Annotated in this window: 12 protein-coding genes; 5 read left to right on the top strand and 7 right to left on the bottom strand. The window is 69.2% G+C overall.

The genetic code is table 11. The features are described from left to right. Positions 1 to 179: 179 nt before the first annotated feature. Complete coding sequence (locus tag IEY70_RS14490) at positions 180 to 1,781, bottom strand: aminotransferase class V-fold PLP-dependent enzyme (RefSeq protein WP_189065739.1); 1,602 nt, start codon at positions 1,779 to 1,781, stop codon at positions 180 to 182. 122 nt (positions 1,782 to 1,903) lie between these two features. Between IEY70_RS14490 and mnmG the strand changes: the two genes are divergently transcribed. From mnmG to IEY70_RS14465, 5 genes are all read left to right on the top strand, one after another. Beyond that, the gene (mnmG, locus tag IEY70_RS14485) at positions 1,904 to 3,709 is read left to right on the top strand and encodes a tRNA uridine-5-carboxymethylaminomethyl(34) synthesis enzyme MnmG (protein ID WP_189065738.1); all 1,806 of its coding nucleotides are present in this window, start codon (positions 1,904 to 1,906) and stop codon (positions 3,707 to 3,709) included. Positions 3,710 to 3,819: 110 nt separating this feature from the next. Next, positions 3,820 to 4,236 (top strand): hypothetical protein, encoded by a 417-nt coding sequence (locus IEY70_RS14480; RefSeq protein ID WP_308425525.1) that lies wholly within the window; start codon positions 3,820 to 3,822, stop codon positions 4,234 to 4,236. Positions 4,237 to 4,369: 133 nt separating this feature from the next. Next, positions 4,370 to 5,104 carry a 16S rRNA (guanine(527)-N(7))-methyltransferase RsmG gene (gene rsmG / locus IEY70_RS14475; RefSeq protein ID WP_189065737.1) on the top strand — a complete coding sequence of 245 codons (735 nt, stop codon included), beginning with the start codon at positions 4,370 to 4,372 and terminating at the stop codon, positions 5,102 to 5,104. Between the two features lie 64 nt (positions 5,105 to 5,168). Beyond that, the gene (locus IEY70_RS14470) at positions 5,169 to 5,918 is read left to right on the top strand and encodes a ParA family protein (RefSeq protein ID WP_189065736.1); all 750 of its coding nucleotides are present in this window, start codon (positions 5,169 to 5,171) and stop codon (positions 5,916 to 5,918) included. Continuing rightward, positions 5,902 to 6,750, top strand: coding sequence for a ParB/RepB/Spo0J family partition protein (locus IEY70_RS14465; protein WP_189065735.1), 849 nt, complete (start codon positions 5,902 to 5,904; stop codon positions 6,748 to 6,750). Before IEY70_RS14470 ends, IEY70_RS14465 begins: the two co-directional genes overlap by 17 nt. Positions 6,751 to 6,810: 60 nt before the next feature. Here the strand turns inward: IEY70_RS14465 and IEY70_RS14460 are convergent, their stop codons facing one another. From IEY70_RS14460 to IEY70_RS14435, 6 genes are all read right to left on the bottom strand, one after another. Further along, positions 6,811 to 8,250 (bottom strand): VanW family protein, encoded by a 1,440-nt coding sequence (locus IEY70_RS14460; RefSeq protein ID WP_189065734.1) that lies wholly within the window; start codon positions 8,248 to 8,250, stop codon positions 6,811 to 6,813. A 103-nt stretch (positions 8,251 to 8,353) separates the two neighbouring features. Further along, positions 8,354 to 9,352, bottom strand: a complete 999-nt coding sequence (locus IEY70_RS14455; protein WP_189065733.1) for a YpdA family putative bacillithiol disulfide reductase — start codon at positions 9,350 to 9,352, stop codon at positions 8,354 to 8,356. Between the two features lie 78 nt (positions 9,353 to 9,430). Continuing rightward, positions 9,431 to 10,204: an AIM24 family protein gene (locus tag IEY70_RS14450; protein WP_229777954.1), complete on the bottom strand. Its 774-nt coding sequence runs from the start codon at positions 10,202 to 10,204 to the stop codon at positions 9,431 to 9,433. Between the two features lie 60 nt (positions 10,205 to 10,264). Further along, positions 10,265 to 10,801, bottom strand: a complete 537-nt coding sequence (locus IEY70_RS14445; RefSeq protein ID WP_189065732.1) for a dihydrofolate reductase — start codon at positions 10,799 to 10,801, stop codon at positions 10,265 to 10,267. Further along, positions 10,785 to 11,219: a deaminase gene (locus IEY70_RS14440; RefSeq protein WP_189065731.1), complete on the bottom strand. Its 435-nt coding sequence runs from the start codon at positions 11,217 to 11,219 to the stop codon at positions 10,785 to 10,787. The genes IEY70_RS14445 and IEY70_RS14440 overlap by 17 nt, the downstream gene beginning before the upstream one ends. Further along, positions 11,216 to 12,010: a thymidylate synthase gene (locus tag IEY70_RS14435; RefSeq protein WP_189065730.1), complete on the bottom strand. Its 795-nt coding sequence runs from the start codon at positions 12,008 to 12,010 to the stop codon at positions 11,216 to 11,218. Before IEY70_RS14435 ends, IEY70_RS14440 begins: the two co-directional genes overlap by 4 nt. Positions 12,011 to 12,048 lie beyond the last annotated feature (38 nt).

The raw sequence follows: 12,048 nt of genomic DNA, 5'->3' as shown, positions 1-12,048 counted from the left end.
TCAGGTCTAGCCCGTATCCGCGTGCGCCGACTCGTTTCATAGCCTTATTATGACAAATGCTCTAAAGCCGTTCAATCCGAGCGGAGCGAGTAGGAGTCGAAGCGGGTTCCGGACGTGGAGTTAACAGATCGGTGGTGTTCCGATCTGTTAACGAAATAAACGGAATCCGTATCAGGCCATCAATGCGCGAAGAACACCAGTCCCTCGGGCACGCCCGCCGGGACGGGTCTCCCCTCCCCTGCCGGGGCCAGTGCCTGCGCCAGCGCGTGTGCCCGCTCCAGGTACTCCGCGAACGGCACCGGGCCACCCTGCCGTTTCGGGCGGGCGTCCCCGAACAGGTCCATCGGCGCGCGGTCCGCCGGGTGCGTCCAGGCGCCGCTGGTCCAGTCGAAGTCGTACAGCGCCACGAAGCGCTCGCCGTACTCGGCCACGAACTCCATGGCGTCGAGCAGGAACCCGACCTCCTCGTCGGTCGCCCACGGCGCGAGGTTCAGGCGGGTCCAGCCGGGCTTCACGCCGTCCAGGTGATTCACGGCGCACTGCATGAACTGCTCGCTGCGCTGATCGTTGATGTCCAGCAGCGCGTGCCCGTACGGCCCGGCGCAGGCGCAGCCGCCACGAGCCTGAATGCCGAACAGGTCGTTCAGCAGCCGCACGACCAGCCGGGGGTGCAGCTGCGTGCCCGCCGAGGTGAAGGTCAGGAACGACAGGAACGCCAGCCGGGGGGCGTCCAGGTTCCCCAGCAGCCGCAGACGCGGATTCTGACGGATGCGGCTCAGGGCACGCCCGTACAGTTCGTGCTCACGGGCGGTCAGGGCCTCGGTGCCCAGTTCCTCCTTCACCCGGAAGGCCAGGGCGGCGCGCAACTTGCCCAGGATGGCAGGCGTCCCGGCGTCCTCGCGGGCCTCGATGTCCTCCACGTACAGCTGCGCCGTGCGGTTCACGAAACGCACCGTGCCGCCGCCCGGCGTGCTGGGCACGCTCAGGTGGTACAGCTCCTCGCGGAAGCACAGCAGGCCCGGCGTGCCCGGCCCGCCCGCGAACTTGTGCGGACTCAGGAACACCGCGTCGTAGCCGTCGGGGCGGCCGGGTTTCATGTCGATCTTCACGTACGGTCCGCTGGCCGCGAAATCGAAGAACGCGTACGCCCCGTTCGCGTGCAGCAGCCGCGCCACCGAGCGGGTGTCGGTCAGCAGGCCCGTCACGTTGCTGGCCGCGCTGAACGACCCGATCTTCGGCCGCCCGGCGTAGCGGGGGTCCTTCAGCGCCCTGAGCAACGCGTCCAGATCCAGGTTGCCGCGCTCGCACAGCGGAATCTCGACGACCTCGGCCAGCGTCTCGCGCCAGCTGATCTCGTTGCTGTGATGCTCGTACGGCCCGACGAACACCACCGGCCGCTGCGAGGCAGGCAGCGAGTCCTGCACGGTCTGCCGGTGCGGGCCGCCCACGATCAGCCCCAGGATGTCCTGCATGCGGCGCACGGCGGCCGTGCTGCCGGACCCGCAGAACACCAGTTTGCAACTCTGGTCGGCGCCCAGTTGCTCCTTGATGTACCCGGCCGCCTGATGGGTCAGGTGCGTCAGGTGCGCGCCGGTGGCGCTGTCCTCGGTGTGGGTGTTGGCGTACAGCGGCAGGGCCAGCGACTCGATGCGCCGCTCGACCGAGTGCAGTGCGCGGCCCGACGCGACGTAATCGGCGTAGGTCACGCGCCGCTCCCCGAACGGCGTGTCAATCAGGACGTCGGTACCGATCAGGTCAGCGCGCAGCTCAGCAAAGTCCATGCTCCATCTTAAGGGGCCTTCACGCGCCTCATTGTGCCCACACGGTCACGCCGGGCCGCGTGGCGTTCGGGAATGCGGGTCACCCTGCCCAACCCGGCCGCCCGGTACACTGACCAGTTGAGATGAGTGGCTGGAATGTGATCGTAATCGGTGGTGGACACGCGGGCCTGGAAGCGGCGTGGGCCGCCGCGAAGTTCTCCCGCGTGGCCCTGCTGATCGGCAACCCCGCCACGGTGGGCCGCATGCCCTGCAACCCGGCGGTGGGCGGCCCCGGCAAGAGCCAGCTGGTGTTCGAGTTGCAGGCCATGGGCGGCCTGATGGGCCGACTGGCCGACGAGACCGCCATTCACACCCGCGTGCTGAACGCCAGCAAGGGTCCGGCCGTGCAGTCCCTGCGCGTGCAGAATGAACGGGACGCCTACGCCGAGCGGGCGCAGGACGTGATCTTCGGGCACCCGAACATCGACATCCTGCGCGGCGAGGCCGCCGACCTGGAAAGCGACGGGCAGGGCGGCTGGCTGGTCGTCACCACCGACGGGCGCCGGCTGGCGGCGCGCAGCGTGGTCGTGGCGGCCGGGACCTTCATGCGCGGCGTCACGTGGTACGGGCGGCAGTCCCGCGCCGAGGGCCGTCAGGGCGAGCCACCCTCGCGCTTCCTGTCCGCGCCGCTGGCCCGGGCCGGGCATGTCCTGAAACGCTTCAAGACCGGCACGCCGCCCCGCGTGCGCGCCGACGCCGTGAACTTCTCCGAGCTGCTGGAAATCCCCGCTGACCCCAACCCGCGCGGCTTCACCGGTACGCCCGGCCCGCGCGCCGCCGAGTCGCCCACCTGGCAGACGCACACCACCGCCGAGACGCACCGCCTGATTCACGAGAACATCCACGAGTCGCCCATGTACGCTGGGGATATCGAGGGCCTGGGGCCACGCTACTGCCCCAGCATCGAGGACAAGGTCGTGCGTTTCGCCCATCACGACCGGCACCTGCTGTTCGTGGAACCGGACGGCGTGCAGACCAGCGAGGTGTACCTGCAGGGCTTCAGCTCCTCGCTGCCGCCGCACCTTCAGGACGCGCTGGTACGCACGCTGCCGGGCTTCGAGCAGGCCGTGATCCAGCGCTACGCCTACGCGGTCGAGTACGACGTGGTGGATTCCCTGGAACTGACCCTGAACCTGGAATCGAAACTGATGCCGGGCGTGTTCACGGCCGGGCAGATCAACGGCACCAGCGGCTACGAGGAAGCGGCCGCGCAGGGCCTGATCGCCGGGACGGCCGCCGCCCGCCGCGCCGGGGGAGAGGCTGAACAGTTCATCGGCCGCGAGACCGGGTACATCGGGGTGCTGCTGGACGAACTGGTGTTCAAGGGCAGCAACGAGCCGTACCGGATGATGACCAGCCGCGTGGAGCACCGCCTGCTGGTCCGGCAGGACAACGCCGACGAGCGCATGACGCCCATCGGACACGCGCTGGGACTGGTGGACGCCGCCGAGGTCGCGCGCGTGGAGGCGAAGTACGCCCGCGTGCAGGCCGGGATCGACGCGCTGGCCGCCCAGCGGGCGCAGGGGCAGACCGGGGACGCGTGGCTGCGCCGCCCGGAGTTCACGCTGCCGGACGTGGAGGCGCTGGGCGTGACCCTGCCGGACCTCTCGGCCGCCGAGCGTGAGGCGGTCGAGATCCGCGTGAAGTACGCCGGGTACATCCGCCGCGCCGAGATTCAGCTGCGGGCCGAGGACCGTTCGCGTGATCTGAGCCTGGGCGGCGTGGATTTCACGGCGATCGCCTCGCTGTCGAACGAGGCCCGCGAGAAGCTGACGCGCCTGCAACCGCAGACGGTGGAACAGGCCAGCCGCATTTCCGGGGTGCGCCACGCCGACATCAGTGCGCTGCTGGTTCACCTGAAAGGGCTGGGTGTTTCACGGGAAACCTGACGGTGAAACAAGTTCGGTTCATGCAGAGAGGGTTGCGGGGCGCATCAAAAGGTGCGCCCCGCCCTCACGCTGCTGCTTGACGTTCCGGATGTTTCACGGGAAACTTGACGGTGAAACAGGGCTGTTCTGCCACACATGGGCACGCCCGGCCGGAGGTTGCCATCACAGACACACATTCCATCCACCCGCCCACCGCTCCTGCGCCGCTCAGCGACTTTCAGCAGGGCCTGCTGCTGGGCATCCTGATCGGCGAGGGTTCGTTCGGCGGGGACGGCAAGCAGCCGCAGATCACGCTGCGCATGCACACCCGCCACCAGCGGCTGTTCGAACGCCTGCTGGAACTGGTGCCCGGCTCGAAACTGTACGGGCCGTATGACCACGGCGGCAGGCGGTATTTTCAGTGGATGGCACGCGGGCAGGTGCTGCGCGACACGCTGCTGCCCATGCTGGACGCCCTGCCGCTGGAGGACACCGATGAATACGTATACGAGAGGTACCAGGAAATGAAACTCAGGTACAAGCTGTGAAGCGAGCCCCGTCTGTTACAGCCATCCCGCAGAACTGCGCTGCGGGATGGTCTCCACGCCCGGCGCCCGCTCTTTCCCTGCTCGCATCCGCTCGGGTGGAACAGGCGAACGCGCCTGTCCTACCGGAGGCCAGATGACCCCCGAAGGCGAGGCGCTGCTGCGCCAGGGTGCCGCCGAACTGGGCCTGAACGTGGACACCCAGGTCCCGGCCTTCGCCGCGCTGCTGGACCTGCTGGTCGCGGCGAACACCCGCGTGAACCTGACGGCCCTGAAGACCGAACCGGACATCGTCCTGAAGCACTTCGTGGATTCCCTCAGCTGCCTGCGCGGCGGTCACCTCGACGGGGCCGAGAGGGTCATCGACCTGGGGACCGGCGCGGGCTTCCCGGCGCTGCCGCTGGCGATCATGGCGCCGGACACGACCTTCACGCCGCTGGACTCCATCCGCAAGAAGATCGACTTCGTGCGTGCTGCCGCCGCCTCGCTGGGCCTGACCAACGTGACGGCGCAGGTGGGCCGCGCCGAGACCCTGGGCCGCGACCCCGACCACCGCGAGGGCTACGACCGCGTGGTGTGCCGCGCCGTGGCGGCCCTGCCCATCCTGGCCGAACTGGGCCTGCCTCTGCTGAAGCCAGGCGGGCGACTGGTCGCGCAGAAAGGCCCGATCAGCGAGGCCGAGTTGCAGGCCGGTCGGCAGGCCGCCGCCGAAGTGGGTGGCCGCGTGACGGTCGTGGACGCCTTCACGTTGCCCGTGCTGGGCGACGCCCGCACCCTGGTCGTCATCGAGAAGACCGGCCCCACGCCCGCGAAGTACCCCAGGCGTGAAGGTGTGCCCAACCAGCAACCGCTATTCTGGTCGGCACGGTGACACGAATGCGACTTCCAGGCAACCCAACCCACGCGGGCACCCGCGCCCCCACCCAGGCGGGCACATGAAGGTCCTCGGCGTGGTCAACCAGAAAGGCGGGGTCGGCAAGACCACCACCGCCGTGAACCTCGCCGCGTACCTCGCCGCCGGGGGCAAGCGCGTGCTGCTGCTGGACATGGACCCGCAGGGCAACGCCACCAGCGGCCTGGGCCTGCGCGGCGCTGCCCAGGGCCTGTACGAGGCGCTGGGCGAACCGGCCCGCGCCGGGGAATTCACGCTGGATACCGCCCAGGCGGGCCTGCGGGTCCTGCCCGCCACGCCCGACCTGGCCGGGGCCGGAGTGGAACTCGCCGAGGACCCGGACGCCCTGAGCCGCCTGCTCGCCAGCGTCAGCGGCTACGACGTGGTCCTGATCGACGCGCCGCCCAGCCTGGGACCGCTGACCGTGAACGTGCTGGCTGCCTCGGACGCCCTGCTGATCCCGTTGCAGGCCGAGTACTACGCGCTGGAAGGTCTGGCCGGCATGATGGAAACCGTCGAGCGCGTGCAGGGCGGCCTGAACCCCCGCCTGAAGGTGCTGGGCGTCGTGCTGACCATGTTCGACGGCCGCACGAACCTCTCGCAGGAAGTCGAGAGCATGGTCCGGCAGCACTTCGGGGAACTGGTGTTCTGGTCGGTCGTGCCGCGCAACGTGCGCCTCTCGGAAGCGCCCAGTTACGCCAAACCCATCAACGCCTTCGCGCCGCTGTCCGCCGGGGCCGCCGCCTACAAACGCCTGAGCGAGGAGGTGATGCAGCGTGTCGAAAAAATCTAGCCTGGGACGCGGCCTGGACGCGCTGCTGGCCCGCCCCGCCGAACCGCAACCCGACGCGGGTGGCCCGCAGGTGCAGACCCTGAAGATCAGTCAGATCGTGCAGGCCGCCTACCAGCCCCGGCAGGTGTTCGCGCCCGAGGCACTCGCTGAACTCGCGCAGAGCATCCGCGACAAGGGCGTGCTGCAACCCCTGCTGGTCCGCCCGCGCGCCGAGCACTTCGAGATCGTCGCCGGGGAACGCCGCTGGCGCGCCAGTCAGCTGGCCGGACTGACCGAGGTGCCCGTCATCATCCGCGACCTCGGGGACCGCGAGGCGCTGGAAATCGCCATCGTCGAGAACCTGCAACGCGAGGACCTGGGGCCACTGGAAGAGGCCCGCGCGTACCAGACCCTGATGGAACAGGGCCTGAACCAGGAAGGCGTGGCGCAGGCCGTCGGCAAGAGCCGCAGCGCCGTGTCGAACGCCCTGCGCCTGCTGAGCCTGCCTGACGCCGCGCTGCGCGCCCTGGACGCCGGTCAGATCAGCGCCGGGCACGCCCGCGCGATCCTCTCGCAACCCGACACGGACCGCGCCTGGGCGCTCGATCAGATCACCAGCCGCAGCCTGAGCGTCCGGGACGCCGAGGCCCTGAAACGCGAACGCCGCGCCGACGCGCCCGTCAAGGTGAACCCGCCGCGCGCTTACCGGCAACTGGAACTGGACCTGAGCCGCCGCACCGGCACCCGCGTGCGCATCACGGGCGACGATAAGGGGCGCGTGGAACTGAACTTCGGGTCCCGCGAGGAACTCGACCGCCTGCTGAACCTCCTCGGATACGCCGCCGAGGAATAGGCACGGGGATGAACGGGGAAGGGGCCGCGCACGGATGGCGCGGCCCCTTCCCGCTGGCGGTCAGCGGCCCACGAGGAAGATGTTCGGCCAGGGCCGGTACGTGCTTTTCAGGGTGTCCTGCCTGAACACCTTCCCGTCACGCAGGAACGAGCGCTGCACCTCGATCACGGCGCCCGGCGCGGCCCAGTCCACCTGCCTGCGCTGCCCGGCCGGCACGCTGGCGTCCGGGATCAGGCGATCGGCCGGTGCGGGTGTGCTGCTCAGGGTTTTCGGCGTGCCGATCTGCACCGTGAAGTCCCGCGCCTTCCCGAACACGCTGACGCTCAGGCGGGACTCCTGATCGTCCCACTCGGTCTGGAACCACAACGCGCCGCCGGTATCGTTGGCGAACTTCAGGTCCAGGCTGGGCTGGTAGATGGTGGCGTCCAGGCCCTGCGGATCGTAGTAATGCACCTGATACGAGTGATTCTGCCGCTGCGTGATCGGCAGACCCGCGCCGTACAGCGCGCGGAACACCGTGGTGCTCACCTGACAGATGCCGCCGCCCACGCCGTCCGCCGTGCGTTCGCCCGCGATGACCAGCCCGGTCACGAAGCCCGTACTCAGGCTGATCGGCCCGACCATCTGGTTGAATGACACGACCTTGCCGTCCAGCAGCCGGTCCTGGAAGCGGCTGGCGCCCACGTGGATGTTCTTCACGCGGGCGGCGCTGCTGCCGTAGTAGTTCGTCTCGCCGGTGCCCAGGTGCGCCGTGATTCCGCGCGACAGGAAGTAATCCAGCGTGCGTTTCGGGGCGCTCTGGCTGCCCAGGACCACGTTCACCTTCACGCCGCGCGGGTCCTTCAGGGTCGCCAGCAGGTTCGCGCGGGTTTTCTCCAGGTTCACCTGAAGGCCGTTGCGCTGCACGACCGCCCAGCCGTCCCACAGTTCCTCGAACCGCGCGTCCTGCGGTGTGGTGGGCAGGCCGCGAACGAAGGCCAGCAGGTCGGCCTCCAGGCTCTGCGTGATGACGCCCTGACGCCGCAGGATCGCGGCCCGCTTGCCGGGAATGGTCAGGGTCCGCGTGAACGGCACGGTGGTCTTCTTGCCGTTCACCAGCGCGGGCCAGCGGGCCTCCACGTTGATCAGCAGCGGGGCCGTACTGACTGCCGGTGCCGGTTCGGTCACGCTGGGTGCCGGAACGGTCGGCGCGGGGGCCGGAACAGGCTGGACAGGCGCGGGCTGGGCAGGCGGCGCCGGAACTGGCTCAGCCGGTGCCGGGACCACCGGGGCGGGCGTCACGGGTTCCGGCGTCACCGGTGCGGGCGCCGGAGTCCCGGGTTCCGGCACCGGCGGCTGAACTGGCGGCTGGGCAGGAGGTTGAGGTGCGGGCGGCAACGCCGGGATGCCCGGCAGGGTCTGCGCGGGTGGCGCCGGGTCAGGGGCGGTCTGCGCCCAGCCTCCGGACGAACTCAGCAGCAGGGCGCTCAGGAACCAGGTCCGACGGGACGACGGGGTCATGCCCGGCAGTATTTCACGGGCCGGTCCGCCCACCATGAGCAGCACACCATGAGCGCGCCGCGCCCGCAGCGGGGCAGGGGAGAGCGGCGCCCCTCGACCGGGATCAGGAGGGTTGCAGGTCCCGCTGCGAGAGCTGCCGCTCGATCTCGGCCACGGCGGCCAGCGCGTGGTGACGGCCGTTCTCGATGAACACCTGGTTGGTCTTCCCGGCGAAGCCCGCACTGCCCACCACGAACAGGCCCGGCGTGCTGCTCTCGTACGCCTCGCTGAGCACCAGGCATTCGTCGGACTGCTCCGCGAGGTTCAGGTCCGCCAGGAACGACAGGTCCGGACGGTACCCGGTCAGGGCGAACGTGAAGTGCGTCGGCAGGTCCCGCACGCTGCCGTCCTCGCCGCGCACCTTCACGTGATCTTCGGCTATCTGCACGACCTGCGAGTTGAAGTGCGCCGTGATGCTGCCCTCCCGGATGCGGTTCTCCAGGTCCGGACGCACCCAGTACTTGATGGTCTTCTTCAGTTCGGGCGCGCGGACGACCATGGTCACGTTCGCCCCGCCGCGCCACAGGTCCAGCGCGGCGTCGGCGGCACTGTTGCCCGCACCGATCACCGTGACGTTCAGACCCATGAACGGGTGCGCCTCGGTGTAGTAGTGGCTGACGTTGTCGCCGTCCTCGCCGGGAATGCCCAGCGCCAGGGGGTTGTCGTAGTACCCGGTGGCGACCACCACGCGCCGCGCCTCCACGACACCGGGCGTCCCGTCGCGTTTCTCGACGGCCAGCGTGAAGCCCGCCGGGGCGGCATGCACGCGCGTGACCTCGGTGTACTGCTCGACGTTCAGCGCCTCCCGCTGCGTGACCAGCCGGTAGTACATCAGCGCGTCGCGGCGGTCGGGTTTGTCATGCCCGGTCACCATCGGGTGATTCCCGATCTCCAGTTCCGGCGCGGTCGTGAAGAACGACATGTACGTCGGGTACTCGAAGATGGCGTTCACGACGCAGCCCTTCTCCAGCACCACGTAACTCAGGCCCGCGCGTTTGCAGGCGATGGCGGCGGCCAGACCCACCGGACCCGCCCCGACAATGGCAACATCAACCAGACTCATGCCCGGCATTCTGCCAGCCCCGGCGGGCGCGGACTGCGGGACAGGCACGGTGAGCGCCGCCCGCAGGTCAGGCTGCGTTCAGGTCAGGCCGGTGTGCGCGACCGACACGTTCCGGTGCGTGGGCGTCAGGAACACGGTCCCCTTCCCGCTGATCACGAACACCAGCCCCTCACCGCTGCGCATGGCGTTCCGGATGCCGCGCACCAGCGGGCGCAGTTCCACCCGCAGGGACGCGGAGTACATCAGGATCATGTCGCCGTCCACGATCACCGAGTCGCTCCCATTCAGTTCGATCACCTCGACCTCCGAGACCGGCACCGGCGACTCGACCACGAAGATGCCCCGCCCGGTCAGCTTCGGTTGCCGCAGCCCGTTCCCGGACAGTGCCCCCGACACCGAGGTGTGCGTGTGCACGCCGAGCTGCATGGTGTCCTGCGCGAGGTAGAAGGCCCTGTCGTCCAGGATCATGTCGTCCCCGGCGTCCCCGGTGGATTCCGCGATGATGAAGTGCCGCCGCGTGGGTTCCGTCCAGACCTTCCCCTGCCCGGTGAAGCGCGTGGCGAAGGCACTCTCGCCCGTCCCGGCCGTCGCCATGGCGCGCCGCAGGAACCCGCCCTGCTGCTGCTGCTCCACGGCTGCCTGCACCTGCCCCACCGAGTACTGGAACGCGCCCGGCTCGATCAGCACGCCGCTGCCGTGCAGTTCGGCCTCGACGGTGAAACGGCCGTCCATGTCGCGCGTCTCGTTCAGGCCGTCACTGCCCTGCGAGAACCGCGTGACGTGCGTCAGGGCGTGCACGCGGAGCGTCAGGCCGTTACCGCGCTGCTCCTGCACCAGTTGCATGTGACTCATGGCCGCAGCATACAGGGCCGCCCCGCGACACGCGGACAGCGCGGCGGACGTTCCGCACGCTCAGCCTGACCGGGCACGCACCAGCGTGCGGAACGTCAGGTCGAACGGGTTCGCGTCATCCGCGGCGCGCGACCGCTCCTGCGTCACCACCCACCCGCTCCCCAGGTCCGGCATGAACGTGTCCCCGTCCAGCCGCGCGTGAATCAACGTGAGTTCCACCCGCGTCAGCTGCGGCAGGAACAGCGCGTACACCTCCGCCCCGCCGATGATCGCCACCTCCGGCACGTCCCCGGCGAGAGACAGCGCCTCCTGCGGGGAATGCGCCACCCGCGCGCCCGGCGCGCTGAACGCCGCATTTCGGGTCAGGACGATGTTCTCCCGCCCCGGCAGCGGCCGCCCGCCCAGCGAATCCCACACCTTCCGGCCCATCACGTTCGGCTTCCCGCGACTGAGCGAGCGGAAATGCGCCAGATCCGCCGGCAGGTGCCACGGCATTCCCCCGTCCCGCCCGATCACGCCGTTCTCCGTGACCGCCACGATCCCCACCAGTTCAGGGCCGACCAGTTCCGGCCCCACCTGCTCAGGCACCGGGGACATGCACCACCTCGATCCCCGCGTCCCGCAGGATCTGCTCCCCGCTCGGCAGACCCGACTCCACGCGGTTCGTCTCCCGGTACGCCGACTCGAACATCACGCGCCCCACCCGCCGCGAATTCACGATCAGCCGCGCACACGCCGCGCACGGCTCATGCGTCACGTACAGCGTATGCCCCTCCCCGTTCCAGTTCGCGGCCAGCAGCGCGTTCACCTCCGCGTGAATGAACCCACTGTGCCCCTGAGACAGGCTCTCGCGCTCGTTCGGCTCGCCCGCCGCGCGCCCGTTGTACCCCACCCCCACCACCCGGTGATGCCGGTCCAGAATGCACGCCCCCACCCGCACCTTGCTGTCCGCACTCCGCGACGCCCACAACCGCGCCGTCGCCAGCCCCAACTCGTCAAAGGTCGGGCGGCTCACACGGCCACCGGGGCCTTGATGCCGGGGTGCGGGTCGTAGCCTTCCAGGCGGAAGTCCTCGTACCTGAACTCGAAGATGTCCTTGACTTCAGGGTTCAGATGCATGACCGGCAGTGGACGTGGCTCCCGCGCCAGTTGCCGCTCCACCTGCTCCAGGTGGTTGCTGTACAGGTGCACGTCCCCACCCGTCCAGATGAACTCGCCGGGTTCCAGGCCGCAGACCTGCGCGACCATCATGGTCAGCAGCGCGTAGGACGCGATATTGAACGGAACGCCGATGAAAAAATCCGCTGATCTTTGATAAAGCTGACAACTCAGGCGCCCGTCCGCCACGTAGAACTGGAACATCGCGTGGCAGGGCGGCAGGGCCATGTCGTCAATCTGCGCCACGTTCCAGGCGTTCACGATCAGGCGGCGGCTGTCCGGGGTGCGTTTGATCTGCTCGATCACCTGCGTGATCTGGTCGATGCTGCCGCCGTCCGGGGTGGGCCAGCTGCGCCACTGCACGCCGTACACCGGGCCAAGTTCGCCGTCCGGGGCGGCCCACTCGTCCCAGATGCTCACGCCGCGCTCCTGGAGCCACCTGACGTTGCTCTCGCCGCGCAGGAACCACAGGAGTTCGTAGATCACGCTTTTCAGGTGCACCCGCTTGGTGGTGACGAGCGGAAAGCCGTCACGCAGGTCGAAACGCATCTGCGCGCCGAACACCGAGCGCGTGCCGGTGCCGGTCCGGTCGGTTTTCACGGTGCCGTGCTCCAGCACATGCCGCATCAGATCGAGATACTGCTTCATCAAGCGCAGTGTAGAGCGGCACTCCGGTTCAAAAGGAG

The organism is Deinococcus seoulensis, from assembly GCF_014648115.1.
GTDB lineage: Bacteria > Deinococcota > Deinococci > Deinococcales > Deinococcaceae > Deinococcus > Deinococcus seoulensis.
This window is presented reverse-complemented; position numbering and strand designations above follow the sequence as displayed.